Genomic DNA, 24,296 nt, shown 5'->3' with positions numbered 1-24,296 from the left:
CTGGGAGTATGCTATATACCCCCCTCCAGTATATTGCCAAGCCCGACCGGAAGAGAGCCCATGCACACCAGCCGCGACCAACAGAAGCTGCTCGCCCGCGTCCGGCGCATTCAGGGCCAGGCCGCCGCGCTGGAAAAGCAGATGGCGGACAAGGCGCATGACCACAACGCCATCCTCCAGCAGATCGCGGCGATACGCGGCGCGGTAAACGGGTTGATGGCGGCGGTGATCGAAGGGCATCTGAGCGAACATCTGGTCAACGAGCCCGACCATTCCCGGCGCGAGGCGGATCTTGAGGCCGTGCTGCAGGTGATCAAGTCCTATCTGCGCTGAAGATGCTCTCCTCCGGGGCGCCAACAGACCCGGCGTGCCTGTTCCGGTTGCCTGAAGTTAACGCCGTTATCCGGAAGGCGCAGCCCGGCTATCCGTCCGGACGGCCCCCTGTGTGCGCTGTTTGATCTAAATCATGAATACCGCGGCAAATACCATTTAAGACGTAGTCCGCATACCCAGTTACACAGACCACGGGCCTGCCTTTTCCGTAGCGAGCGGTGCGCCCTGTCGGCTTGACGGCCCTTTCCGCCGGCTCGCGCACGAGACCCATGCTGCCCATGACGCTGATCCGGACCAAACGCCTTTCCTTGCTGCTTACCGGTCTGCTGGCCCTGTCGGTCGCCCTTGTCGGCGTGACCGCCTATGTGCTGCATGACGACCTGCGGCAGGCCGAAAGCGAGGCCGGGACAGAAAACCTCAACCTCGCCCGCGCCATCGGCAGTGAGCTGGGCCGCACCGCCGAACTTTACGACCTTGCCCTCCAGGACACGATGGAGGCGCTACAGCAGCCGGCTATTGCCAACCTCGATCCGGAAACACGGCGCTTCGTGCTGTTCGGCCGCTCAACGACGCAGCCCTATCTGGGCTCGATGTTCCTCATCGACCCGGCCGGCAACTTCCTCGACATCGGAACCGGCGAGAGCACGCGGAATGTAAACATCGCCGACCGCGACTATTTCACCGCCCAGCGCGACCACAAGGATACCGGGCTTTACCTCAGCCATCCCTTTTTCAGCCGGCTGCGCCAGGGTGAGCCCAGCATTGCCTTCAGCCGGCGCCTGCCCGACCGTGATGGCGCCTTCTCCGGTATCGTGGCCGGTGTGCTGCGGATGAGCTATTTCCGCGACCTTGTCGCCGCGCCAAGACTGAGCGAGGGGTCGGTCATCACCATCCTCAGCGCCGATGGCACCATCCTGATGCGCGAGCCTTCGATTGACGGCGCCGGCGATGTCGGGCGACGGATGCAAATGGATCCGGCGCTTCAGAATGCCTTCAGCCAGAAGGAAGGCACCGTTACAGGAAAGTCCCCGGTTGACGGGATAAGGCGCGTTTTCGCCCTGACGCGGATCAAGGAAGCCCCGATCATCGTCTCGGTCGGGCAGTCGATTTCTGCCATCCATGCCCGCTGGTGGCAGCGTATCCGGCTGCTGGCCTGTATCGGCGCCCTGCTGGCCGCCGGAGCCTTTGCCCTGTCGTTGCTGCTGCAGCGCGAATTCCGCCGCCGCATGATCATCGAAAAGCAGCTCATGGCGCTGAGCCGGGTCGATGCCCTGACCGGCCTTGCCAACCGCCGCGCCTTCGATGCCTGCGTCGCGCAGGAATGGGCACGCGCACAGCGCACGCGCCAGCCGCTCTCCGTACTGATGATCGATCTGGACGGGTTCAAGGGCTACAACGACCGTCTGGGCCACATGGAAGGCGACCGGCTGCTGGCTGCCGTTGGCCGGCTGATCGCCAGCCGCGCCCGCCGCCCGGCCGACCTTGCCGCGCGCTTCGGGGGCGACGAATTCGCCCTCATCCTGCCGGAAACCCCCGCCGCTGCGGCAGAAGCCGTTGCCCGCAGCCTGCGCGAGGAAATCGAGGCCCTCTATGGCAGCGAGACGGAGAGCAATCCCAGCCGCGTAACACTCAGCGTGGGCCTTGCAACCGATCTGGCCGCCGCTGGCCATGATGTCGGCGTGCTGATCAGCGCGGCCGACGCTGCCCTCTACCAGTCCAAGCGCGGCGGCCGCAATCAGGTGACCGTTGCGCCCCCCGGCAGACAGGCGCCCCCGTCAGGCGCGGTTATGTCCGCCGCCTGACGGCAGGAGCGTCCCCTCGCATTGCGGGCCGGGAATTACTCCTCGCTCTCGTCCTCGCTGCCGCCTTCGGCAACCTCGATCTTGATCGAGATTTTCTCGCGCTTGAAATAGGCCTTGAGATCGCGCTCCAGACCCGAGAGCGCCTTGGCCGGCATGAAACGGGCGAGCGTGCCGTCCACCTCCAGCATGCCCCAGCTGCCGGCCTTGATGTTGCCGCCGGCCTTCAGCGCCTTGAACAGGGCGACCGGCTTCTTTTTCTTGTCGAGCACCAGCTCGCTGTCTTCCGGCGTTTTGCCGCGCCCGAAAGCGAAGGCGATTTCCTCTTTCTTGGCCTTGGCCAGCAGTGCCTTGAGTTCCGCGGTTTCCATCAACGCCCCCCGTTGAAAATTGTTCGAGGACCCGGCCTTCGATCGGGCCCGGCCTTCCGCCTTATTATCGCAATTTCGGGGTTTTCCCTATCGCCACCGCACTGCGGCATAAACGAGCGGCGCCTCAGGCCCGGCGCGCCTCGCCGGGGCGCAGGCCGAAGCGGCGCTGAAAGGCCCGGCTGAAGGCGCTTTCGGACTGGTATCCAACCTCGGCGGCAATGTCGCCAAGGCTGGCAAGGCGTGGCCCGACGGCGGCGAGACGCTGGCGGGCGATATCGAGCCGGAGCGCTGCAAGACACTCCAGCGGCGCCAGGCCGGCAAGGCGGCGAAAGAGGCGCACAAGGCTGGCGCGGGACGTCAGCGCCTCGGCCGCCAGATCGTCCAGCGACCAGTCACGCGCCGGGTCCGCCAGCATGGCGGAGACGGCACGGCCGGCCTGCCGGTCGGCCAGCAACAGAAGCACGCTGCGATGAGCAGAGCCCGCTTCGGCTTTCAGCAGGTGCTCGCGCACCGCCATGACGAAGAGCGCGCTCGCCAGATCGGCGGTGATGGAGGCCGCGCCGGGGCTGCCGGCGGCCAGTTCACGCCCGATATGGCGCATGGCCTCGCGCATCAGGGCCGCCTGGCCGGTGCCGACTTCAGCCGCACCTTCGCCGCCTGTTGAAACAACGAGACTGTCCGGCAAGGTCGCGAGCACCAGATTTTCGCCCGGGCGGGTAGACGCGGCGGCAAAGGTCAGCCGGCCACAAATCAGCTCCACTTCCGATGCCTCGGCAGCCCCCTCTTCCCGCGGCAGGTTGGTCTTGAGCAGGGCCGCCCCGGTCGGGCGGGTATGGATGCCGAAAACCGCCGAGCCGGGGGCACCCGGCGCATAGGGGGCGGCGGCGGCTTCCGGCGGCAGGCTCGTGGCATGGACACGATGGCTGGCGCCATGCGGCAGCAGCAGCAGGTCACCAGCTTTCAGGGAGAGGCTGGTGCCTGTCTCCGGCAGATCGACCCGGCAGCTGCCGCGCACCAGCAGGTGAAAGGCGGCCCAGCCGCCCCCGACCCTTGGATGATCCGCCGCCCAGGTACCGGAGAAGAGGCACAACGTTTCCAGCACCGGGGAGACGCGCAGCAGCGGGGCAAGCGCGCTCAGCGCATCTACCTGCGTGGGCGTGGCAGCCGGCACGGGGGCGGCGGGAGAAGCGGGCGAAACAGGGCTGGAGAGGGACATCGTACCTGCCTGCTGCTGATTGACCGTTACCGACTGATCCGGCGGTTGATCCGGCGATTGATCCGGGCGGCCATCAGGCTGCGCCGGGCTGACATTCAGAAAAAACTCCGGGCGGCGCAAGGTTCCCTCAACAGCCAGGAACGCTGCGGGCAACGAGCCGGGGCAACAGTGCCGCGGCAGCCCGATACTAAGGAGAACCCGATCATGATGCTCGACTGGAACACTTATCGTCAGCAGGTGCTGGCAGGCGTCGGCGAGATCGCCAGGCTGAGCCCGGATACGGTCAAGGGTTACGTCGCGCTGAGCGGCGCCGGCGCCAAAACCGGCAAGTTCGACCCCAAGGTGCGCGAGCTGATTGCGCTTGCCGTGGCCGTCACCGTGCAGTGCGACGGGTGTATCGCGGTTCACACTGACGCCGCGCTCAAGGCCGGCGCCAGCCAGGAGGAGATTGCCGAGGCGCTGGGGGTTGCCATCGCCATAAATGCAGGCGCCGCCTTGGTTTATTCGACCCGCGTGTTCGACGCGGTCAAGGCCGCCTCCTGACCGGCGGGCATCGACTGTCCCGGAAACGTTGCAAGTGTGTTTCCGGGACAGCGATTGACGAAGCGCGCCCGCGCGCGCAGAAGCAGTTTCATGACGCTTTCCTCGTAAAATACGGAAAAAGGGGAGCGTTTTCTTCACGATCAGGCCCGCCGGGGAGTGTCAGGCTGATATCGGCCTTCCTTGCTCCCGACGGCAGAAGAAAAGAAGAAGACATGAAACTCGATAGTACCGCCCCCGCCAGCCAGCCGCATGCCGGCCCCTGGTACACCCATCTCTATGTGCAGGTTCTGATCGCCATCGCCATCGGCGCTGCTCTCGGCCACTTCTATCCGAGTGCCGGCGAGGCGATGAAGCCGCTGGGCGATGCCTTCATCAAGCTGGTGAAGATGGTGATCGCGCCGGTGATCTTCATGACCGTGGTGACCGGCATTGCCGGCATGCGCGATCTGAAACGTTTCGGCCGCGTCGCGCTCAAGACCTTCGGTTATTTCCTGTTCTTCTCCACGCTGGCGCTGATCATCGGCCTGATCATCGGCGAGATCATCCGTCCGGGCGACGGCATGGGCGTCGATCCGGCAACGCTCGACCCGGCCAAGGTGGCGAGCTACACCGCCAAGGCGCATGACAGCACTATCACCGGCTTCCTGATGAACATCATCCCGGACACCGTGGGCAGTGCCTTTGCCGGCGGCGATATCCTGCAGGTGCTGTTCTTCTCGGTGGTGTTCGGTATCGCGCTCGCCCAGATCGGCGAGCGGGGCGAGCCGTTCCTGAAGGTGCTTGAATCGCTGAGCCGCGGTTTCTTCCGCATGGTGACGATCCTGATGAAGGTGGCGCCGATCGGTGCCTTCGGTGCCTTTGCCTTTACCATCGGCAAATACGGCATCGGTTCGGTGGTAAACCTCGCCGAGCTGGTGGCGACTTTCTATATCACCGCGCTCTGCTTCGTGCTGATCGTGCTGGGCGCCGTGGGCAAGGCCTGCGGCTTCTCCATCTTCAAGCTCATCCGCTACCTGCGCGCCGAACTGCTGCTGGTGCTCGGCACCAGCTCGTCGGAATCCGCCCTGCCGAGCCTGATTGAAAAGATGGAAAAGGCCGGTTGCGAGAAATCCATCGTCGGCCTTGTGGTGCCCACGGGATATTCCTTCAATCTCGACGGCACCAACATCTACATGACGCTTGCCTCGCTGTTCATCGCGCAGGCAACCGGCATTCATCTGACGCTTGGGCAGGAACTGCTGCTGCTGGCGGTTGCCATGCTGAGTTCCAAGGGTGCGGCGGGCGTGACGGGTGCCGGCTTCATCACGCTGGCGGCCACCCTCTCGGTGGTGCCGACCATCCCGGTGGCCGGCATGGCGCTGATCCTCGGCGTCGACCGTTTCATGTCGGAATGCCGCTCGCTTACCAACTTCATCGGCAACGCAGTGGCCACCATCGTCGTTTCCCGCTGGGAAAAGGCGCTGGACCACGAGAAACTGGACCTCGCCCTCAACGGCGCCCAGGACTGACCTGCCGCAGGTCGGCTGTCCGGGCGCCCTGCCCTGACGAGGCCGCCCGCCATGACACCCGCCACGACCCTGCCCCCGCATCTTCGCCAGCATCTCAGATTCTATGCGGCACTGTGCGGGGGCTTCGTCGTGGCGGGCCTTTGTGTTTCCGCCGGCTTCAGCTGGCGCATCACCGGCCTTGCTGCCGGGGATACCTTCTTCATCGTCTATCTCGCGCTGATGGCCAAACTGGCGGCGGGCATTACCGCCGGCGAGCTGCGGCGGCGCGCGAGCATCGAAGATGAGGGCATGCCGCTTATCGTCGGCATCACGCTCCTCGCCATCGCCTTCAGCGTCAGCTCCATCTTCCTGGTGCTGAACCAGAAAGAAAGCGAGCCGGTGGTGCAGTTGCTGCTGGCGCTTGCCAGCGTGCCGCTGGGCTGGCTGGTACTGCACACCGCCATGGCCTTTCACTATGCCCAGCTTTATTACGCCCGCCGCCGGCGCAGCCCGAAAGCCGCCGCCGGCAAGAAGGGCACGGCGAAGACGGCGGACAAGGATGAGGACGATGAAGCCGACGCCGGCGGCCTAACCTTTCCCGGCAATACAGAGCCGCTGGCCTGGGACTTCATCTACCACGCCTTCGTCATCGGCATGACGGCGCAGGTATCGGATGTGCAGGTTACCAGCCGGCAAGTGCGGCTGGTGGTCACCGGACACTCCCTTGCCGCCTTCTTCTACAACACGGTGCTGCTGGCGCTGGCCGTCAATACCGCGGTGACGCTGGCGAGCTGAGGTCCGCCAGCGAAGCGCTGCCTTTAGAGCGTGATCACCCGGGTGGCGCCGCTGACGCGCACACCGCTGCCCTTTGCAGCCGGCACGTCCAGGAAGAGGCGCGAGGGCACACCCATGTCGACGCCTTGCGAGATCTCCAGCTTGCCACCTTCCGGCAGCTCGCCCGCATCGCGCAGGTAACCGCCGAGCGCGGCCGCGGCGGCGCCGGTTGCCGGATCCTCCACCACGCCGCCGACCGCAAAGGGATTGCGGCTGTGGATGAAGCTTTTGCTCTCGCGGTGGATGACATTGACGGTGGTGAGGTCAAAGGCCGTCATCAGGGCCTTGAGCCCTTCGAAATCATATTCAAGCACCGCCAGCCTGGCGCGGCTTGCCAGCGGCACCACCAGATGGGTGGCGCCGGCATGGGCGAGAGCCGGCGCGAGGGCGGGATCAAGATCGCCTGTGGTGAGGCCAAGCAGGGCCAGTGCCGGGCTCAGCAGGTCCTCCGGCGCGGCCTTCGACCAGGTGGCCGGCGAGGTGAGCGTGGAGCCCCAGGCACCGTCCGGCATCCGGGCCGCCTCGACGGTGATGTCCGCCCGGTTGAGCTTCAGCCGATAGGTGCCGGCACCGCAGCGCGCGCCCAGGGCCGCGCCCAGCGCGATGGTGGCATGGCCGCAGAACGGCACCTCGATGGCCGGCGCGAAATAACGCACGCGCCAGCTGGCGGGGCTTTCAAGCTGCTGGAGAAAGGCGGTTTCGGAATAACCGACCTCGGCGGCCGTCGCGAGCATCTCGCTGTCGGCCGGCATGGTATCGACAAAAGCGACACCGGCCGGATTGCCGCCGGCACCGGCATCGGAGAAGGCGGAAATACGCTGCAGTTCCATGGGGCTCATCTCTCCCGGATCAGAAGGCAGAAAAGCTGGCGAGCCCCATCCGGCCCCAGCGCTGATGTAACCAGCACCGACTTGATAGATCAGCCCCGCGGGGCTTGTAGAATCAATTTGCTTAATCGGGCTCATGCACCGGCGTGATGGCCGGTTTTGCCGGCGGGCGGCGGGTGAGCCAGATGCCGGTGAGAATGAGCAGGCAGACGAGGACAAAGCGGACCGTCAGCGGCTCCCCGAGCCACAGCACGCCGCCCGCCGCCGTCACCAGCGGCACCAGAAGCTGGGCGGAGCCCGCCATCGCCACGCTGAGGCGCGGCAGCACCGCATACCAGAGGGCATAACCGATGCCGGAGGTAAGGGCGCCGGAGGCGATTGCCAGCAGCACGCCCTCAAGCTGCAGCGGGCCGGACCGGGTGAGGCCGAGCAGGAGCAGCAGAAGGCCGACCGGAGCGGCACCGATGAAATTACGCGCGGTGAGCGCCAGCGGGTTGACCGCGCCGCGCCCCAGCAGCGTGTAGAGGCCCCAGCCCACGCCGGCGAGCGCCATCAGCAGGGCGGCCCAAAGCGGCGGCGCGGTAAGGCCGGGCGCGAGCAGCAAGGCAAGGCCGGCCAGCGCCAGCACCATGCCCGCCCCCTCCCGCCCCGACAGGCGGGTGCCGTGCAGATGGGCGAGCAGAACGAGCGTCAACTGGACGGAAGAGAAGAGAATGAGCGCGCCGGTGGAAGCGCCGAGGCCGAGATAGGCCCAGGTGAAGGCGAGCGCATAGAGAAGCAGGGCGCCGATGCCCGGCAGATCGGCCCGGCGCGGCAGGATTTCGCCCGGGCGGCGGGCGAGCAGCAGGGCCAGCAGCACGGCGCCGGAGGCAAGGCGCAGGCCGACAAACGGGCCGGGCGCAATGGCCCCACCGGCAAGCGCCTGGCGGGTAAGCAGCGAATTGCCGGCAAAGGCCAGAATGGCGAGCGCGACCAGCGCCGCCGTGATGAAAGTTTGCCGGACGGGAGCTCGCGTCGTGCCGCCGCGCGGGTCAGGCACCGGCCTTGAGCCCGGCAACAAGCAGATCGAGCACCGTCTTCAGCCGGGTCTCGATTTCAGGATCGGACCAGCTGGCGGCACTGGCGGGGTTATGGAACGACGAGGTCGCGGCGAACAGTGCGCCGGCCACCCCGGCAGGATCACAGGGGCGGAATTCCCCGCTGGTCACCCCATCCGCAACGATGGTCGCAAGCTGGGCTTCCAGATGGGCGACATGCTCGCTGACGGCGACGCCGCTTTCCAGGATGAAGCTCTTGTGAGCCTTGAACATTTCCGGCTCGACCAGCACCTTCTGGCGCTTGATGGCGTGGAGCATGCGCACCCACAGATGCAGCCGCTCACCCGCCCCCTTGCCCGCTGCCGGACCTTTTGCAGCGGCAATTTCCGCCAGCGGGGCAGAAACCCGGGCAAGCCAGCGCTCCACCACCGCCCCGCGCAGGGCGGCCTTGCTGGCAAAATGGCGATAGACGCTGCCGTGGCTGACCCCCAGGGCTCGGGCCACATCCACCACATTGGTCTTGTCCGGACCGAAGCGGCGCAGCACCTCCTCCGCCACCTCCAGAATACGCTCCGCTGTCAGCACCGACGTGCCGCTGCCCCCGGCGCCGGCTTCAGCGTCGGGGGCGGTGGCCGCAGCCATAAGGAAGGCCGGAGGCGTACTGGAAGAGGTCAAGCGTGGGCGCCTCCGCGCCGCTCGCTGTCGAGATGGGCCATTTGGGCCGGCGCATAGCGCTCTCCCGCGGCGGCGCCGCGCGGGACAGCCTTTTCGATACGGGCCAGATCCTCCGCCGTCAAGGTGACCTCCAGCGCCCCCAGCGCCTCGCTCAGCCGATTGCGCCGCCGGGCGCCGATGAGCGGCAGGATATCCTGCCCCTGGGCCAGCACCCAGGCGATGGCGAGCTGGGCGGTGGTAATACCCTTTTCCGCCGCGACGGCGCCGAGCGCCTCCCCCAGGGCGAGGTTGTGCGCGATGTTCTCCGGGGCAAAACGCGGGGTCATGGCGCGGAAATCACCCTTGTCCATCGCCTGGCCCTGCTGCCAATGGCCGGAGATGAGGCCCCGTGCCAGTACGCCATAGGCAGTGATGGAAATCCCGAGCTCGCGGGTTGCCTTGAGGATCTCGTCCTCCACGCCGCGCGAGACCAGCGAATATTCGATCTGCAGATCGGCGATGGGGTGCACGGCGGCAGCGCGGCGGATGGTCTCGGCCCCCACTTCGGAAAGGCCGATATGACGGACATAACCGGCCTTCACCATCTCGGCGATGGTGCCGATGGTCTCCTCGACCGGCACGTTCGGATCGAGCCGGGCCGGGCGGTAGATGTCGATATGGTCGGTGCCGAGACGGCGCAGGGAATAGGTGAGGAAGTTCTTCACCGCCTGCGGCCGGGCATCGTACCCGACGAAGGCACCGGCGGGATCGCGCAGGGCGCCGAACTTGACCGACAGCAGGGCGCGGTCGCGACGCCCGCCCGCAAGCGCCTCGCCGATCAGCATCTCGTTATGGCCCATATCGTAAAAATCACCCGTATCGATGAGGGTGATGCCGGCTTCCTGCGCGGCATGGATCGTGGCGATGCTCTCCTGCCGGTCACTGGGGCCGTAAGCGCCGGACATGCCCATGCAGCCAAGGCCGAAGGCGGAGGTGGAGACGCCGGTGGCGCCGAGCGGACGGGTCAACATGGCAAAAGCTCCCTGTTCATCGCGGGATGCGATGGGCGGGAGGATGCAATTCCAAATGACAGATTTCAATATCTGTCATTTCATTCTTGTGAGAGTCCTCACAGTGATGCCGGTGACGGCACCCGGAGGGCCGGGCTGCCGGTCACGGCTGCTCCCCCGGCTCCAGCGCATGGAAGCGCTCGCTGCCGTCTGGCAATGGCTCGTGGAAAAGATCGAACGGGCGTACCCAGAGGCTGCGGTTCTTGGGCCAGAGATGTTCATAGACCACCATGCGCTCCTCGGTTTCGGAGTGCAGCGCCTCACCGATGACGCGGTAGAGACCGCCCTTGTAGTGGCGGTGGGTGGCGATCTGCAGGGCTTCTTCTTCGGTCATGTCTGTCTCCTCCCCCACAAAAGGGGAGCAAGGGGAAGGGTCAGGATGTTGCGGCCGGCCCGGGCTGCACCGTCTTGCCGAACTTGGCCATCAGATGCGGGCCGGAGAGGGTTGCAGGATAACGCGGCAGCTCGCCGAGCGGCAGACAGCCGGGCAGGCAGGTGATCTCGGCATCCCAGTTGGGCTGGTGGAAAAAGGCGATGGACTGGCGGCGCGCGCTACCCGCCGCGTTTTGCGGCGGATTGACCACGCGGTGCAGGGTGGAGACCCAACGGTCATTCGTCCACTGCGCCATGAGGTCGCCGATATTGATGATGAAGCCGCCCTCCACCGGGGGCACCGCCTCCCACGCACCCGAGGGCGCCCGGATTTCCAGCCCGCCCGGCGCGGCATCGGCGCGCAGGATGGTGAGGCTGCCATAGTCGGTATGGGCACCGGCGCGCAGCTGGCCGGGCCTGGGTGGCACATCGCTTTCCGGATAGTTGAGCACGCGCAGCGCGCTGATCGGCCGGTCAATAAAGGGCTCGAACCAGTCTTCCGGCAGGGCGAGCGCGAGGGCGAAGAGACGCATGAGGCGGCCGGCCAGCGCCTCCATCTCGCGGTAATAGGCGCTGAGGGCGGGCCGCAGGGCAGCCGGCGCGGCGGGCCACAGGCTGGGGGCATAACAAAAGTCGCTCTCCAGCCCGGGCGTCAGGCCCGGCGGGCGTTCGAGCGGGCCGATATTGAAGCTTTCCTTGCGGTCCGGCGGCGTCTCCTGCCCCAGCGAGCCTGCCAGCGATTCCGCCTCGCTGGCGAAATAGCCATAGGGATAACCGGGCCGGGGCGGCGCGACCGCCTGCTTTTCCGCAAGCGGCAAATCGAAGAAGGCGCGGGCCGCAGCCCAGGCCTCATCGATCACCGGCTTCGGTACGCCATGGCCGGTAATCGCCAGAAACCCCGTCTGCCGGCAGATGGCATCCACTGCGGCGGCAAGCTCGCGGCGAGCAGGCTCGGGACCTGCCAGTGCTGCCAGATCGATTATCGGGAAATCCGCCATGTCCGCCCCCTCTCCTGCGCGAAACCTGCTCTGCTGCCGGTCAGCTTAGGGCGACAAGAAGGCAGGGAAAAGATTTGGAGACAAATCAGTGCATTGACCCGCCTTTTACCTCGGCCCCTTTTTCCTGCGGTGGTATTATCCGCTCCATCTTTCGGAGCAAGCGCCGGCAGGGGGAGGCTGGCGTGGGCAATAAGGGTTTCGCCAGAGGGGGAAGAAGCCATGGCCGGCACCATGAAGAAGAGCAATGTCATCATTCCGCCCGGCTCGGGCAAACAGCTGCCGCTTTCGCTCTTCATCAGCGGCAGCAAGGGTGATTTCGAGCGCAACATCACCGGCATGTCCGACGCGGATGCCAAGAAGATCAGCTGGTCGGAAGCGCTGAAGATCGCCACCAAGGTCAAGGGTCTGGATAAGGAATACGAGAACGCCTACTGGAAGATCGGCCTTGTCGGCAAGGAGCTGGTCTTCCGCATCAAGGCGGACAAGATCAATGGCGGCATCATGTCAAAACTCTTTGGCTCCAAAGAGTATTTCGACGTCACGCTGCTGAATGGCGTGGCGCTGCGCGAGGCGACGAAGTCCGGCGGGTCGGACAAGATCGGCGGGTCTTCCTATTTCGTGCTGACCGCCAGCGAATGCCCGAAAATCTTCAACGACTATATCGATATCGGCAAGGGCTACGCCCTTGACCCGACCATCGTCATCGAAGGGGCGGGCAAGAACCCGGCGCTCCGGGCGGAGATCGAGAAAGAGCGCAAGGCGCTGCTCGATAAGTACCAGAAAGAGTGCAAGAAGATTGCCGACGACACCGGCAAGACCCTCGCGGCTCTCAAGATCACCAGCGGCAAATCGCTGGAAGACATCTGCAAGGAAGCGGACGCCGAATTCAAGAAGCTGCTCGACCCGGCCAAGATCGGCAAGGAGTTCGAGGCCAGTGTCACGTCGATGGTGGCCAAGAATGCCAACTTCAAGCAGCAGCATACCGAGTGGAAGATCAAGGGTGCCTGCTCGGCGATCATCACCACGCTGAAGCTGGCGGCCAATGCGCTGAAGCTGGTGGCAAGCCACGGCGCCGACGTCAGCTCCTACGTCAGCATCGTTTCCAACTGCAAGTCGCTCTACGACACCATCTCCGACTTCCTGAAGACGGAAGCGGAGGTGATCAAGGCACTGGAAAAGGCGATCACGCTCTACCAGACGCAGACCGACAGCATGGTGAATGACATCAAGGCGATCTACGACAGCTACGACCTCGACAAGGCAACCGCCTGGCAGAAGATCAAGGCAGGCCCCAAGATCGCCTCGGACACCATCCAGCAGATCAAGGACAAGATCGACAAGGCGCTGAAGAAGTCGCCGGTCGCCTCCCTCAAGGGCGCGCCGCCGCCCGAGACAGCCCGCGTGCGTTACTCTGCCGAGGTGGGCAGCACGATCAAGAAACTGGAGACGACCTACAAGGCGCTGGAAAAAGAGATCGACAAGTTCAAGAACTCCGACATCACCAAGGCCGTGCAGCTGTGGACACCGCTGCAGAACATGAAGTCGGCCGCGACTGATGCGCTGACAGCGCTGCAGGAGCGCAAGGCCTATGCCGACGCCGCCAAGGCGCGCATCGAGGCGCTCGGCATTTCCACCAGCGACCTGACCACGCTCGACAAGCTGCAAGCCTTCGCCAAGGGCGTGAAGACCTTCGACAAGGATCAGGTGGTCACCGGGATCGGCGGCGTGGCAACCGTGGCCGGCACGGTCAACAAGGCCTACAAGGCGGTGGACGGCCTCGCTTCAGCCGTGAAGGCCTTCGTTTAAAACCAGAACCCCGGCCTGCCATACAGCGGGCCGGGGCTCACGGACAAGCGCCGGAGGGGCGCTTATTCGGAATAGACGAAACTGTAACCGGACTGCTTGAAGCCGAGGCGGCTATAGAGCTTGTGGGCGACTTCGCGGCTGTAGGCGGTCGCGACGATGACGCGCGAGCAGTTGCGGCGGGCAAGTTCCTGCAGGCACCAGTGCATCATCTGCTTGCCGATGCCGTGGCCGCGCCAGGTACTGGCGACCACCACGGAATCCACCTGCGCCTTGACGCGGGGCGTGCGCACGAGATTGGGGTAGATGACGATCTGGCAGGTGGCGACCACCTCGCCATCGATGCAGCCGACGACAACCATACCCATGTCGGGACGGGAGTTGATCTCGTGGAGGGTGGAGCGCATCTCCTCCAGCGTCGGACTCTCGTCCGGGATCAGTTCCAGATACAGCTCCTTCAAAGCCACCAGATCATCCTCCCGCGCGCCGCGGAAAGTGGCTTCGATCATTCCCAGCGGGGCAGGCGCCTCGGCTACCGCTTCCATGTCGGTTCCCCTTACGGGGCGCTCGCCTGCACCCCTCGTTATTTCATGGCCAGATAAAGACCATGAAACGATCATAACTTTATGACAAGCATACTAAATTGTTCAAAGGGCCGCAGCGGCCCTTGATCCGGAAGCCCTCAAACCGGCTGTTTGCCGGGCGTTCGCGCCGTGCCGGCACCGTTAGCGGATGAATTCGGCGAAGCGGATCAGCTTCATAGGCGGATAGTCACCCAGTTCCTTGGCGGTTGCCAGATTGATGAGGAAAGAGAAGTGCTTGGGCGCCTCGATGGGAATGCTGGCGGGGCTCGCGCCCTCCAGCACCTGCTCGGCCTTGAGCGCGGTGAGCTGGCCGACGACATAGTACTGGTTGACGACGCCCATCAGCGCCTGGCCGGTGCGCACCGGCGCCTCGCCGGCGGCAAAGACCGGCAGGTGATTCTCCACCGCCGCCGCCGTCAGCTCCTTGCGGTGCAGGTTGAGGAAGGTGTCGGCGCCCTGATAGAGCATGTCCACACCCTCACCTGCCACCTGCTTGACGAGCGCCGGAATGGCCGCCGCATCGGGCGCACCATCGGCGCCCAGCGGCAGCGGTGCCTTGATGACGGTGACGCCGCGCTTGGCGGATTCTTCCTCCAGCCGCTGCACATTGATGACTGAGTTCTGCTCGTTGGGCGAATAGACCACGCCCACCTTCTTGAAGCTCATATAGGTGCTGGCGGCTTCAAGCTGCACACTTTCCGGCACCAGATAGAGCGTGCCGGTAATGTTGCGCCCGGAGCTTTCGGTATTCGGGATCAGCCCGGAATCGATCGGGGTGGAGACGATCATGAACACGCCGGGGATATCGGTGATGTTCTTTTCCGGATCGACGGCGTTGTACTTGCCGAAGACGCTGACCGCCGTGGTGCTGCCCCAGGTCACGACCAGATCCGGCCGCTCCGACTTGATTTCCTTGACGAAACCGGGGATCGAGGCCGGGTCGGTCTTGGCGTCGTAGATTTTGACCGTGGCATTGACGTTGCGGCTCTTGAGGAAATCCTGGAAGCCCTGGCAGGCCTCCTCGCAGCCGCGATAGACGATGAGTGAGATGCGCCAGGGTTTTTCCGGCGTACCGGCTCCGGCCGCCTCGGCCGGCGGCGCAAAAGCGCCGGCGCCGAGCAGCAGCAGGGCAGCGGCCAGCAGTCCGAAGGGGCGCCGGACTATAGCCGGCAGGGCAAAACGCAGCACACTCATTCTTTTGCCTCGTCAGCCAGAATTTCGCTGCCTGTGGAGCGGGACGCCGGCCAGAACGCCAGCACGAGCCCAAGCAGCACGGCGGTGACCGCCACGATGATACCGATGGTCTGCGCCGCAACCTCATAACCCGCATAACCGACGACCAGCGCCGCCAGCAGCGGGCCCAGCACGCTGCCGACCCGCTCGACCACCCGCAGGATGCCGAGCAGCGCGGTGGGGCCGGTGGTTTTGGCTTCAGCGGCACAAAGTTCGGGGATCAGCGCGATGAGCGGCGCGGTGCTGAACGCCTGGCCGAAGCCGAGCAGCACCACGGCAATCAGCGCGCCGATCTGCCCGCCAAGAGCGCCGCCGGTGAGCGGCAGCAGCGCCGCGCCGAGCCCGGCCATAACCCCGCCCAGCACGACGAAACGGGCGCCCTTGCCCGACCGGTCGGCAAGCCGCGCGAAGAACGGGCCGACAAGGATCATGATCGCGAAATAGATCATCATCAGGCGGCCAATCTCGGCAGGGCTGCGGCCGAGCCCGGCGAGATAGAGCGGCACCATGTAGTAGAGGAAGCCGGTGAGGATGAGCTTGGCCGGCACCGCGCCGAAGGCCATCAGCGCGATGAAACGGGCATTGCGCGAGACGGCGCCCAGCGCCCGGATGAGCGAGGGGCGCGGCCCCACGGCGCCATCTTCCGTGCGGGTGAAGACCGCCGCGACGATGAGGCCCGAAAGCAGCACGAACACCGCCGACACCACGAAGGTGGCGCGGAAGCCGATACGGTCCGCCAGCACGCCGCCGAAGGAAGTGCCGCAGATGGCCGCCACCATGATGGCGGTGACGAAGGCCGCCATGCCCTGCGCGCGGTTGGCCGCGGTGGTGGAGTGCACGATACGGCTCTGGCAGGCGATGGTGGCGAGTGCATAGCCGATGGCATTCAGCGACCAGAAGGCGATCAACTGATAGAGGTTCTGCGCAAAGCCGGTGCCGAGCATGCCGATGAGCGTGGGCACCATGCTGATGAGGAACAGGCGCCGGCCGCCGATCCGGTCCGCCCAGCTGCCGCCCGCCGGCGTTGCCGCCGCCACCACGAACATGAAGGCCGAGATGGGCAGGCCGAGCGCGGCATCATAGGAAAGGCCGGGGATCGGCGTGTAGACCGACTTGACGAAGTTGGGGAAGAAGGAGCGCGACATCTCGCCCGCCAGCACATAGAGCAACAGCGGCAGGCGCACGTCGGTGATGATCTGCATCGGGCGCGTCAGCAGCACGCCGGGCGCGAAGGTAAAGCTCGGAAGCTTGTGGGCGACGGCGCTGCCGCTCTCGGCCACGACTTTCTGGAAGCGGCCATTGAGTTCCAGCAGGCGGCGGTCGATGGCACCGATGAGGCGGCCGACCTCGTCATGGGCACGGATGCCGATACCGCGGCTGAAATCGCCCCCGGCGGCGGCCCGCAGGGCGATCAGCACCGCCGACATCGGGCCGCTCAGCGTACGGTTGATGAAGAACATCAAGAGCTCGAAGGTCGCCAGGAGCGCCACCAGCAGAACGATGGCAAGGTCGAAGGCGATATCTTCCATGCTCTTGGTGACGAAGTTTTCGCTGATGCCGGCATGCAGGGTGCCGACAAGCTGATCGTTGACCTTGAGCGCCAGTGCCTCGTCCCGGAAACCGGCGGTGGCGGAGATCGGATCGGTGCCGGGGCGGAACACCTGGTCCAGCGCCTTGCCGGCGCCGAACAGCACCCGGCCGGCACCGTTGCTGGTGGCCGGGCCGGTCACCGCGATGTAGTCGATCTCCGGATTGTCGTTGATGGTCTCGGCGAAGAAGTCGTTGACGCCGACCAGATCGCTGACCGGGATGCCAAGCTGGAGCGCCTGATCGAGGGTGGAATAGGCCGCCGAGGCCACCGCCTGGGTCTGGGCGTCGATTTCCGGCACAAGGTCGCGCTTGAAGCCCATGAGGGCGAGCGCAAAGACCAGCACGGCCGCCACCAGCACCATGAAACCCGAGAGCAGGATGACCTGGCGCGGCACCCGCTCGAAATCGAGGCTGCCGGTATCCATACCACGCCCGCCGGATGCGGGAATGGCACCCCCTTCAAGCCCGGAGACAGCTTCAACGCTCATGCTGCGTCTCCCTTGCCACTGCTTCCGGCACTGCCGCCACTGGCCTTTTCCAGTGCCGCGAGCTGGCGCTCGGCGGCATCGGCCGTCTGGCGGAAACGCGCATATTCACGGTCGATGCCATCTGCCGCATCAGGGGAAATTTCATGACCCGCCGATGCAGTGGCATCGCCGCCCTCGCGGGCTTCGAGCACACGGCTCAGCCGGTCGAGATGGCCGGACACCGGGCGGAAGAAGAGATACATGATGATGGCGGAGATGACGGTCAGCACCACGGAGATGATGGCAACGTTGCGCATCATCTCGTTGCGCATGGCGGCCAGCTTGCCGGCCTCATAGGTCGCATCATAGGTCAGCGCCACGGCGCCGACAGGCTGGTCCAGCCGGTCGACCAGCACGGAGCCGATGGTGCGCACATTGCCGGCATCATAATGCCAGAAATGCTTCTTGCCCTCGCCCTTGCCGCCGGCCGCCGTGACCCAGCCGGCTTCCGGCGCATTGCCGACAAGGCCGCTGGCGGTGGAATAGAGCACCTGGTTATCGGCGCCCATGCCAAAGACACTGATCGAGGTGATGAGGCTGTCCTGCCGCACGGTGCTTTCCAAGAGCGGCTTGATGGTGCGCACGTCGCGCAGCGACAGGCCGAGGCGCAGCGGCGACTGGATATCGTTCTGCAGGTTGGAGAGCGTCACCTCCACCCGCGTCACGATCAGCGAGGTGAGCAGCGAGCGGTATTTATAATAGGCGAGCACCCCAACCAGCGTGGCGCCGAAGAGGATAAGGGCCAGCAGCACGAGCGAGATCTTGTGGCTGAGGCGCAGACCAACGGGGCGGGCGGGCGCTCCCACGGCGATACCGCTGCTCACGCCCGGGCCTGCCCGGCGGAGCGAAGGGCCCTCGCCCGATGGCGCAGAAGAGACATGCCCGCTCGCTCCCTTATTCATCTGATTGCCGGCGGTGAGGCCGCCGGATACGTGACTATGGCAAAAACTACCTTACGCCGCTGAGGCTTGTCATTGCCTAATCGGTTACGAACACCGCAAAATAGCCGCAAGAACAGGGCCCCCGTACAGCGGCCCCACAACCGCCCGGAGCCGATGCGCGCCCATGCCTGAATTTGTGCTGATGGTCCCCGCAACCAGCGGTTATTCCGCTTCTGCGGTAAAGAGCGCCAAGGACAGCATTGCCAAGGGCAGTCCCCCCACGGTGCTGCCCTGGATAAGGGGCGAATGCGAATTGCTCGACTATTACCGCATGCTGCTGGTGGAGTCGGTGGGCTGGGAGGTCGCCGTCAGCAAGGACGGTGAGAAACCCAGGAAGAAACCCAAAAAGGAAAAGCCGGAAAAAAAGGACAAGAACGACAAGAAGACCAAGGGCAAGGAAGAACACAAGGACGACGAGGAGGAGGAAGATCACGAAGAGGAAGAGCTGGAGATCAGCGAAGCGATCCAGGTACAGGAAGGGGATGTTCTGGTCGCCGAACTGGAGAGCATAAGCTTCAGCCGCCAGATCGATTCCGCCTCGGCCGTTCTCAACCGCTGGGCCCTGAACCAGCGCGTTTCTCCCGACCCGTGGGAAATCTACTTTCTGCGCAGCTCCGGCGGAATGTCGGAAGCCGCCTCGCGCGAGCGCTTCATGACCCTGATCCTGCACAACCCGCTGATCACCGAGTATAATTTCTCCGCCGGAGAAAAGGAGATTACCGAGACTTTCGAGGTCAGCGCGACAAAGTTCGAATTCCGCTACGACCTGATTGGCGAGAATCAGGGCCTGCAGGGCTTCAAGCTCACCACCTATGACCTTGAAACCGCCCAGGTTGGCTGAGGGAAGGTAAGAATGGCCGTCATCATCCTGAAGATCCCCCTCAGCGCCACCACCTTCATTACCGGCGATTCAACGCTTTACGGCTTTGAAAACCTGCCGCTGGTCGACCGAGTGTCCTATGGCATCTCCGGCTCCGCCGATTGGGAGCAGGGCAAACGCACCTCAGCCCGGCCGACACTTTCCGCCCTCACCATCGCCCGCAACATGGATGTCGCCACCGCCCAGATCACCCGGCTGACGCTGAAGGCCAATGTTTCCACCACGCCCTGGGAACTGCTGTTCTTCCGCTCGCTGGCCAAGACCGACGCCTCGGTGATGCAGTTCATGTCGCTCAAGCTCTACAACGCGCTGTGCCAGAGCCAGGAAATCGATGGCGACAGCGGTGACGTGACCGAGACGCTGAAGGTGACGGCCAGCAAGATGGAATGGAAATACACGGCCTACGGCCCCAACCAGACCGCCGTCGGCAATTTTGCCTTCAGCTATGACATGCAGCTCGGCAGCATCAGCTGAGAGCAGCCGGCGACACCCGCGCCCAGACATAACGCACCAGAGCCCGGACGGAGACAGACATGCAGACGCTCTTCCTCACCTATCCCGGCGTTGCGGGCGAGGTCACCGTGACCGGCTACGAGGATCTGATCGCCTGCGAGAGCTTTTACATGCACACGGAAAGCGGCACGCTGGGAGCGGCGCAGCTGGGCGACCGCAACGAGAGCCGGCGACGGGACCGGGAAGGTATCCGGACCGTCGGCATCGACAGCGTCAGCCTTACCCGCAAGGCCGACAAGGCAAGCCCCAAGCTGTTCCAGTTGGCCTGCGCCAAGAAGGATTCATCGTCAGCCGATGGCGAGACGGTGAAACTCACCATCTGCCGCGCCTTCGACAAGGCCCCCACCAGTGCGGATTCCGAGGTCAACTGGTACGAGCCCTTCGTGAATGTGACGATGAAAAACGCCTACATCACCAGCCACAAGCTGCGGGCAACCACCGAGGGCATGTCCGAAGAGATCAGCATCGGCTTCAAGGAAATCACCTTCGAGTACATCACCTACCAGAACGGCAAGAAACTCGGGAATGTGTCGGTGACGGTCAACATCGCCAACCCGACCAGCTCGGCCTGAGGGCCGCGCCCGGCGCTTCAGGCCACCCCGGCGCCCAGCTTGCCGCACCAGAAGGCCAACCGCTCCTTCAGTGTCTGCCGGAGGCCGAATTCCAGCGCCTCCTCCGGCAAGCGTTCGGCTTCCTCGACACTGAAGCTTTCCGCCCCATGGGCATTCCACGCCGCCTGCATCGCGCGGTTCATGTGACTGCCATGGCGCAGGGAAAAGAGGATGCGGTTGCCGATCTTTTCCAGATCCTGCGACGCCCCCACCCAGCACTCACTCGTTGCCGCGCAGCGTACGAGATAGATGCCGACGGCCGGCGGCCGTTCCTTCCAGGCCGCTATCGCTGCTTTTTTCCGGTCCTGCTGCATGGTCGCTCCTTCCGGCCCCTTAAACGGCCCTGAAAGGGGCAGTTATGGCCTGCGGAAGCATTTACACCCGGGCACAAATACCTTCAAACATTTTTACCCGGAAATTAATTAGCCGGTATTTCGGCTGCTATTCGGCCCCGGACGAGGCTGTTTCTACCCTCTCCTTCGGCGCGACCAGCGGCAGCACGATGCGGAAGGTGGTGCCGAGGCCCGGTTTGCTCTCTACCGTCAGCTGCCCGCCCAGAAGGCCGGTCACGGCATTGTGGACGATGGAAAGGCCGAGCCCGGTGCCGCCATTGCCGGACGCGGTGGTAAAGAAAGGCTCGAAGATACGGGCCATCACCGCCGGCTCCATACCGGCGCCATTGTCGGAAATGGCGAGATTGACCTCGCCGCCAAGGCGCCGGGCCCGGATGGCAATGCGCTGGCCAGGGCCGGTCTCCCTTTCCTCTTCCGCCGCCTCCGTCCCTGACGGCCGGGCAAAGGCATGGGTCAGCGCATTGGCAATAAGATTGCCGACGATCTGGGTAAGGTCGCCCGGATAACTCTCCAGCTCGATATCGGGGGGCAGGTCCAGTGCCACCTCCACCCCGCGCAGGCGCAGATCATGCTGGAAGGTGGTGACGAGGTCGGAAATTTCGGTGCGCAGATTGAAGCGCGCCCGCTCGCCCACCGCCTGATTACGTGCCACCTGCTTGAAGGTGCGTACCAGATGGGCCGCACGATCAAGATTGCGCCTGGCAATGCCTACCGTCTCGGCGGCCTCGCCCAGAAACTCGGTGAATTGCGATTTGCGCAGCGTGCCGGCCTCCAGCGCGCGGCGGATATCCTCGATGGAATCCGCCATCACCGAGAGAGCGGTAATGCCGTTGCCTAGCGGCGTATTGACCTCATGCGCCACACCGGCGACGAGCCGGCCGAGGGAGGCCAGCCGGTCAGCTTCCATCAGCTTTTCCTGCACATGCAGGCGCTCGGTCACATCATCATGGGTAAAGAGTGCACCAAAACCCGGCAGGCGGGCGCCTCGCGCCTCGATGATGCGGCCATCCGGCAAGGTCCAGGAGACGGGCACCCAGTCGCCCTGCATTACTGCCTCGCGGGTCTGGCGCTCCCACAGCTCCACCGTGCCTTCGTCGACGCCAAGCCGCGAGCCGATGGCCTTGATGACCGGCGTGGGGGCGCCGATCTCCAGATCCTCCGGATCCATGCCATAGAGTTCACGCAGGCGCTCATTGACGAGCTGGAGGTTCCCCTCCTCGTCATGGAAGAGATAACCGACCGGCGAGCGATCAAGGATGCCGAGCAGCACGGCGCGCTGCTGCTCGATGGCCCAGCCGGCCCGGGCCACCTGCTCTTCCGACCTCACCCGTTCGGTGGCATCCTGATGCATGATGAGCGTGCCGATGCCGCGTACCTGTGCGCCCCAGATCTCCACCGTGCGGCCATCCGGCACCCTGCGCTGGATGACGAAAGGCCGGCCGGAGGCAAGCGCCCGGTCTACCTCGGCAAACCACTCGGCAATCTGGCCCGGTTCGGCTCCCAGATGCTGGCCGATAACCTCCACCACCCGTTCCGTCGGCATGCCGGGCAGAAGGCCGTTGCGGCCGATACCGTAGATCTGGCGCAGCCGGTCATTGACCATCAGCAGTTGCCGGTTTTCGTCGAGCATGACGTAACCGACCGGCGACTGGTCGAGCACCGCGCGCAAGAGGCGCGAGCGGCGGCGCATGGTGAGCAGGGTTTCATGATGGCGCCGGCGCGCCTGCTCCAGCTCGGTCTCGTCCACCGCCGTCAGCACCACGCCGAGATCGGCGCTGCCCTGGGCGTGTATATGGAGCGTGCGCCCGTCCGCCATCGGCCGCACGAATTCGGCCGGCTGGCCGCTGACGGCGGCATTCAGCAACAGATGCCGGATGGAAGCCTGCTCCGCCTCCGGCATGCCGGAGGCGGCCGCGATGGCCGCCAGCGCCGCCTCATAGGGCAGCCCCTCGATAGGGACGGCAAGCCCGAAGAGGCGCGCGAAGGCGGGATTGACGAGCAGGACGCGCAGGTCGCGCCCGAGCATCAGAATACCGTCGGGCGCATTCGCCACAGTGGCTTCCAGCACGGCCATGCGGCCGGCCAGCCCCGCCTCCCCTCCCTCATCCTCTCCGCGCGGCCGGGCTTCCGTGCCAGCGCTCATTCGTCAAATTCCAGCGGGGCACCGGGAATATCGATCGAGGAACGCAGCAGCAGCAGCGCATCCATATGCCGGAGGATGGCCGCGGCCACGGCCGGATCGAACTGGCGGCCGCTTTCGGTTTCGAAATAAGAGACCACCTCGTCCCGGCTCCAGGCTTGCTTGTAGGAGCGCTTGCTGAGCAGGGCATCCAGCACATCCACGGCGCCGACGAGCCGGGCGTAAGGGTGGATTGCCTCGCCGGCGATGCCATCCGGATAACCGGCGCCATCCCAGCGCTCATGATGCTGGGCAGCGATGATGGCCGCGTGGCGCACGATGGTGAGGTGGGAGCCGCCGAGAAGATTGGCACCGATGCCGGCATGGGTCTTCATCACCAGCCACTCATCGGCATCAAGCTTGCCCGGCTTGTTGAGCACAAGATCGGGAATGGCGATCTTGCCGACATCATGCAGCGGGGAGGCCCGATAGATGATCTCCGCTTCCTCCGCGCTATAGCCCATCTGGTTGGCGAGGAAACGCGACATCAGCGCCACGCGGCGGACGTGGTTACCGGTTTCCCCGGAGCGCGTTTCAACGGCTTCCCCGAGGCGGAAGATGAGTTCCCGTTCGGTGGCGTCGATCTCGGTCATCAGGCGGTGGTTGTCGAACGCCACGCCGATATTGCGCAGGAAGAGCCGCACCAGCGTTTCGTCCACCTCCATCGCACCCTGTACGCCGCGCAGCAGCACGGCATGGAGATGCCCGTCGGAGGTGGTGAGCAGGGCAAGGCAGGTATCGCCCTTGATGATGACCCGCTCACCGTCGATAGGCCCGGTCAGATACTCGCGGAAATCCTCCGGGATGATGCCGCCAATATCCTCCGACACCGCCTGCCGGTAACGGCCGGTGGCGGCGATCACCCGCAGCACCCCGTCCTGATCCTCATGCACGGCGATGCCTTCGGTGCTGGCGAAGGCGGCATGTTCATCCAGATAGAAGAGCGCGGTCAGCTGCTCCAGCACGCCCACGGCAAGATCATGCATGGAGCGCAGGCGAAACAGCGTGCCCATGGCCTGGATGATCCGGTCGAGCCCCCGGCGATTGCGCTGCAAGGCGCGCAGGTCCCGCCAGGCCCGCAGGCAGGCCACCACCATGGTGTGGAGTCGCTTGGCGGTCAGCTCGGTTTTTTCGCGGTAGTCGTTGATATCATAGCCGGTAATGACATCACGCTCGGGCGCCTGGCCGGGCTGGCCGGTGCGCAGAACGATGCGGATATCCTGATTGTCGAGTTCGCCGCGGATCCACTGCACGAGGGCAAGGCCGGCATCCGGCCGCTCCATCACCACATCCAGCAGCACCATGGCGATATTGCCATCCGAGCGCAGGATCTCGCGGGCTTCGCGGGCGGAATAGGCATTGAGGATTTCGAGCGGGCGGCCGAGAAACTCGAAATTGCGCAGTGCCATGCGCGTGACGGAATGGACATCCGCCTCGTCATCCACCACCAGCAGTTTCCAGGGTTCGGCCAGCAGCGGCTCGGCCGCGGACGGTAGTGCGGACTGCGGCTCTTCAGCAAAAAGCATGTCGTCCATGAGGCG

Annotated in this window: 24 protein-coding genes; 9 read left to right on the top strand and 15 right to left on the bottom strand. The window is 64.9% G+C overall.

What is annotated here, in order from left to right; all coding sequences use genetic code 11:
* Window positions 1-60 precede the first annotated feature (60 nt).
* Both QTL98_RS05735 and QTL98_RS05730 read left to right on the top strand, forming a co-directional pair.
* Window positions 61-333 carry a metal-sensing transcriptional repressor gene (locus tag QTL98_RS05735; RefSeq protein ID WP_445681266.1) on the top strand — a complete coding sequence of 91 codons (273 nt, stop codon included), beginning with the start codon at window positions 61-63 and terminating at the stop codon, window positions 331-333.
* 278 nt (window positions 334-611) lie between these two features.
* A complete protein-coding gene (locus QTL98_RS05730; RefSeq protein ID WP_445681265.1) occupies window positions 612-2,135 on the top strand; it encodes a sensor domain-containing diguanylate cyclase in 1,524 nt (507 codons plus the stop codon).
* A gap of 35 nt (window positions 2,136-2,170) precedes the next feature.
* Here QTL98_RS05730 and QTL98_RS05725 read toward each other — a convergent pair whose 3' ends face one another.
* Together QTL98_RS05725 and QTL98_RS05720 are read right to left on the bottom strand one after the other, a co-directional pair.
* A complete protein-coding gene (locus QTL98_RS05725) occupies window positions 2,171-2,503 on the bottom strand; it encodes a hypothetical protein (RefSeq protein ID WP_445681264.1) in 333 nt (110 codons plus the stop codon).
* Window positions 2,504-2,627: 124 nt separating this feature from the next.
* Window positions 2,628-3,719 carry an AraC family transcriptional regulator gene (locus QTL98_RS05720; RefSeq protein WP_445681263.1) on the bottom strand — a complete coding sequence of 364 codons (1,092 nt, stop codon included), beginning with the start codon at window positions 3,717-3,719 and terminating at the stop codon, window positions 2,628-2,630.
* Between the two features lie 207 nt (window positions 3,720-3,926).
* On the opposite strand from QTL98_RS05720, the gene QTL98_RS05715 reads away from it, so the two are divergent.
* The 3 genes from QTL98_RS05715 to QTL98_RS05705 all read left to right on the top strand — a co-directional run bounded on the left by QTL98_RS05715 (window position 3,927) and on the right by QTL98_RS05705 (window position 6,544).
* Window positions 3,927-4,262: a carboxymuconolactone decarboxylase family protein gene (locus QTL98_RS05715; protein WP_510637550.1), complete on the top strand. Its 336-nt coding sequence runs from the start codon at window positions 3,927-3,929 to the stop codon at window positions 4,260-4,262.
* Between the two features lie 212 nt (window positions 4,263-4,474).
* Entirely contained in the window at window positions 4,475-5,770 is a 1,296-nt protein-coding gene (locus QTL98_RS05710) for a dicarboxylate/amino acid:cation symporter (RefSeq protein ID WP_445681262.1), read from the top strand.
* Between the two features lie 51 nt (window positions 5,771-5,821).
* Entirely contained in the window at window positions 5,822-6,544 is a 723-nt protein-coding gene (locus tag QTL98_RS05705) for a DUF1345 domain-containing protein (RefSeq protein WP_445681261.1), read from the top strand.
* Window positions 6,545-6,567: 23 nt separating this feature from the next.
* On the opposite strand, the gene QTL98_RS05700 is transcribed toward QTL98_RS05705, so the two are convergent.
* The 6 genes from QTL98_RS05700 to QTL98_RS05675 all read right to left on the bottom strand — a co-directional run bounded on the left by QTL98_RS05700 (window position 6,568) and on the right by QTL98_RS05675 (window position 11,541).
* Complete coding sequence (locus QTL98_RS05700; protein WP_445681260.1) at window positions 6,568-7,413, bottom strand: PhzF family protein; 846 nt, start codon at window positions 7,411-7,413, stop codon at window positions 6,568-6,570.
* A 121-nt stretch (window positions 7,414-7,534) separates the two neighbouring features.
* Entirely contained in the window at window positions 7,535-8,449 is a 915-nt protein-coding gene (locus tag QTL98_RS05695; RefSeq protein ID WP_445681259.1) for a DMT family transporter, read from the bottom strand.
* The gene (locus QTL98_RS05690; RefSeq protein WP_510637534.1) at window positions 8,442-9,122 is read right to left on the bottom strand and encodes a TetR/AcrR family transcriptional regulator; all 681 of its coding nucleotides are present in this window, start codon (window positions 9,120-9,122) and stop codon (window positions 8,442-8,444) included. Before QTL98_RS05690 ends, QTL98_RS05695 begins: the two co-directional genes overlap by 8 nt.
* Window positions 9,119-10,132, bottom strand: a complete 1,014-nt coding sequence (locus QTL98_RS05685; protein ID WP_445681258.1) for an aldo/keto reductase — start codon at window positions 10,130-10,132, stop codon at window positions 9,119-9,121. Before QTL98_RS05685 ends, QTL98_RS05690 begins: the two co-directional genes overlap by 4 nt.
* A gap of 142 nt (window positions 10,133-10,274) precedes the next feature.
* Window positions 10,275-10,505, bottom strand: coding sequence for a DUF1653 domain-containing protein (locus QTL98_RS05680; protein WP_445681257.1), 231 nt, complete (start codon window positions 10,503-10,505; stop codon window positions 10,275-10,277).
* Window positions 10,506-10,545: 40 nt separating this feature from the next.
* Window positions 10,546-11,541 (bottom strand): isopenicillin N synthase family dioxygenase, encoded by a 996-nt coding sequence (locus tag QTL98_RS05675; RefSeq protein ID WP_445681256.1) that lies wholly within the window; start codon window positions 11,539-11,541, stop codon window positions 10,546-10,548.
* A 219-nt stretch (window positions 11,542-11,760) separates the two neighbouring features.
* Here QTL98_RS05675 and QTL98_RS05670 point away from each other — a divergent pair, with 219 nt between their 5' ends.
* Entirely contained in the window at window positions 11,761-13,347 is a 1,587-nt protein-coding gene (locus QTL98_RS05670; protein ID WP_445681255.1) for a hypothetical protein, read from the top strand.
* Between the two features lie 62 nt (window positions 13,348-13,409).
* On the opposite strand, the gene QTL98_RS05665 is transcribed toward QTL98_RS05670, so the two are convergent.
* The 4 genes from QTL98_RS05665 to QTL98_RS05650 all read right to left on the bottom strand — a co-directional run bounded on the left by QTL98_RS05665 (window position 13,410) and on the right by QTL98_RS05650 (window position 18,102).
* Window positions 13,410-13,889, bottom strand: coding sequence for a GNAT family N-acetyltransferase (locus QTL98_RS05665; RefSeq protein WP_445681254.1), 480 nt, complete (start codon window positions 13,887-13,889; stop codon window positions 13,410-13,412).
* A gap of 180 nt (window positions 13,890-14,069) precedes the next feature.
* On the bottom strand, window positions 14,070-15,122 hold the full coding sequence (locus tag QTL98_RS05660) for an ABC transporter substrate-binding protein (RefSeq protein WP_445681253.1): 1,053 nt from the start codon (window positions 15,120-15,122) through the stop codon (window positions 14,070-14,072).
* Window positions 15,119-17,239: an MFS transporter gene (locus tag QTL98_RS05655; protein WP_445681252.1), complete on the bottom strand. Its 2,121-nt coding sequence runs from the start codon at window positions 17,237-17,239 to the stop codon at window positions 15,119-15,121. Before QTL98_RS05655 ends, QTL98_RS05660 begins: the two co-directional genes overlap by 4 nt.
* Window positions 17,236-18,102 carry a hypothetical protein gene (locus tag QTL98_RS05650; protein ID WP_445681251.1) on the bottom strand — a complete coding sequence of 289 codons (867 nt, stop codon included), beginning with the start codon at window positions 18,100-18,102 and terminating at the stop codon, window positions 17,236-17,238. Before QTL98_RS05650 ends, QTL98_RS05655 begins: the two co-directional genes overlap by 4 nt.
* A 241-nt stretch (window positions 18,103-18,343) precedes the next feature.
* Here QTL98_RS05650 and QTL98_RS05645 point away from each other — a divergent pair, with 241 nt between their 5' ends.
* The 3 genes from QTL98_RS05645 to QTL98_RS05635 are packed head-to-tail and all read left to right on the top strand — an operon-like array spanning window position 18,344 to window position 20,184.
* The gene (locus QTL98_RS05645) at window positions 18,344-19,060 is read left to right on the top strand and encodes a type VI secretion system tube protein Hcp (protein ID WP_445681250.1); all 717 of its coding nucleotides are present in this window, start codon (window positions 18,344-18,346) and stop codon (window positions 19,058-19,060) included.
* 12 nt (window positions 19,061-19,072) lie between these two features.
* Window positions 19,073-19,573, top strand: coding sequence for a type VI secretion system tube protein Hcp (locus QTL98_RS05640; protein ID WP_445681249.1), 501 nt, complete (start codon window positions 19,073-19,075; stop codon window positions 19,571-19,573).
* Window positions 19,574-19,632: 59 nt separating this feature from the next.
* On the top strand, window positions 19,633-20,184 hold the full coding sequence (locus QTL98_RS05635; protein ID WP_445681248.1) for a type VI secretion system tube protein Hcp: 552 nt from the start codon (window positions 19,633-19,635) through the stop codon (window positions 20,182-20,184).
* 17 nt (window positions 20,185-20,201) lie between these two features.
* Here QTL98_RS05635 and QTL98_RS05630 read toward each other — a convergent pair whose 3' ends face one another.
* From QTL98_RS05630 to QTL98_RS05620, 3 genes are all read right to left on the bottom strand, one after another.
* On the bottom strand, window positions 20,202-20,537 hold the full coding sequence (locus QTL98_RS05630; RefSeq protein ID WP_445681247.1) for a GIY-YIG nuclease family protein: 336 nt from the start codon (window positions 20,535-20,537) through the stop codon (window positions 20,202-20,204).
* 127 nt (window positions 20,538-20,664) lie between these two features.
* Window positions 20,665-22,719 carry a PAS domain-containing sensor histidine kinase gene (locus QTL98_RS05625; protein ID WP_445681246.1) on the bottom strand — a complete coding sequence of 685 codons (2,055 nt, stop codon included), beginning with the start codon at window positions 22,717-22,719 and terminating at the stop codon, window positions 20,665-20,667.
* On the bottom strand, window positions 22,716-24,290 hold the full coding sequence (locus tag QTL98_RS05620; RefSeq protein ID WP_445681245.1) for a DUF3369 domain-containing protein: 1,575 nt from the start codon (window positions 24,288-24,290) through the stop codon (window positions 22,716-22,718). Before QTL98_RS05620 ends, QTL98_RS05625 begins: the two co-directional genes overlap by 4 nt.
* Window positions 24,291-24,296: the final 6 nt, after the last annotated feature.

Origin of the sequence: Radicibacter daui, assembly GCA_030657355.1 — a bacterium.
In the GTDB taxonomy this organism is placed as follows: domain Bacteria; phylum Pseudomonadota; class Alphaproteobacteria; order Radicibacterales; family Radicibacteraceae; genus Radicibacter; species Radicibacter daui.
The sequence above is the reverse complement of the archived record's forward strand: the minus strand, read 5'-3'. Positions and strand labels throughout refer to the sequence as shown.

Coding starts and splice junctions, on each gene's coding strand:
- QTL98_RS05735 (WP_445681266.1), top strand. CDS start 61: ATGCACACCAGCCGCGACCAACAGAAGCTGCTCGCCCGCGTCCGGCGC.
- QTL98_RS05730 (WP_445681265.1), top strand. CDS start 612: ATGACGCTGATCCGGACCAAACGCCTTTCCTTGCTGCTTACCGGTCTG.
- QTL98_RS05725 (WP_445681264.1), bottom strand. CDS start 2,503: ATGGAAACCGCGGAACTCAAGGCACTGCTGGCCAAGGCCAAGAAAGAG.
- QTL98_RS05720 (WP_445681263.1), bottom strand. CDS start 3,719: ATGTCCCTCTCCAGCCCTGTTTCGCCCGCTTCTCCCGCCGCCCCCGTG.
- QTL98_RS05715 (WP_510637550.1), top strand. CDS start 3,927: ATGCTCGACTGGAACACTTATCGTCAGCAGGTGCTGGCAGGCGTCGGC.
- QTL98_RS05710 (WP_445681262.1), top strand. CDS start 4,475: ATGAAACTCGATAGTACCGCCCCCGCCAGCCAGCCGCATGCCGGCCCC.
- QTL98_RS05705 (WP_445681261.1), top strand. CDS start 5,822: ATGACACCCGCCACGACCCTGCCCCCGCATCTTCGCCAGCATCTCAGA.
- QTL98_RS05700 (WP_445681260.1), bottom strand. CDS start 7,413: ATGGAACTGCAGCGTATTTCCGCCTTCTCCGATGCCGGTGCCGGCGGC.
- QTL98_RS05685 (WP_445681258.1), bottom strand. CDS start 10,132: ATGTTGACCCGTCCGCTCGGCGCCACCGGCGTCTCCACCTCCGCCTTC.
- QTL98_RS05680 (WP_445681257.1), bottom strand. CDS start 10,505: ATGACCGAAGAAGAAGCCCTGCAGATCGCCACCCACCGCCACTACAAG.
- QTL98_RS05675 (WP_445681256.1), bottom strand. CDS start 11,541: ATGGCGGATTTCCCGATAATCGATCTGGCAGCACTGGCAGGTCCCGAG.
- QTL98_RS05670 (WP_445681255.1), top strand. CDS start 11,761: ATGGCCGGCACCATGAAGAAGAGCAATGTCATCATTCCGCCCGGCTCG.
- QTL98_RS05665 (WP_445681254.1), bottom strand. CDS start 13,889: ATGGAAGCGGTAGCCGAGGCGCCTGCCCCGCTGGGAATGATCGAAGCC.
- QTL98_RS05660 (WP_445681253.1), bottom strand. CDS start 15,122: ATGAGTGTGCTGCGTTTTGCCCTGCCGGCTATAGTCCGGCGCCCCTTC.
- QTL98_RS05655 (WP_445681252.1), bottom strand. CDS start 17,239: ATGAGCGTTGAAGCTGTCTCCGGGCTTGAAGGGGGTGCCATTCCCGCA.
- QTL98_RS05645 (WP_445681250.1), top strand. CDS start 18,344: ATGCCTGAATTTGTGCTGATGGTCCCCGCAACCAGCGGTTATTCCGCT.
- QTL98_RS05640 (WP_445681249.1), top strand. CDS start 19,073: ATGGCCGTCATCATCCTGAAGATCCCCCTCAGCGCCACCACCTTCATT.
- QTL98_RS05635 (WP_445681248.1), top strand. CDS start 19,633: ATGCAGACGCTCTTCCTCACCTATCCCGGCGTTGCGGGCGAGGTCACC.
- QTL98_RS05630 (WP_445681247.1), bottom strand. CDS start 20,537: ATGCAGCAGGACCGGAAAAAAGCAGCGATAGCGGCCTGGAAGGAACGG.
- QTL98_RS05625 (WP_445681246.1), bottom strand. CDS start 22,719: ATGAGCGCTGGCACGGAAGCCCGGCCGCGCGGAGAGGATGAGGGAGGG.
- QTL98_RS05620 (WP_445681245.1), bottom strand. CDS start 24,290: ATGGACGACATGCTTTTTGCTGAAGAGCCGCAGTCCGCACTACCGTCC.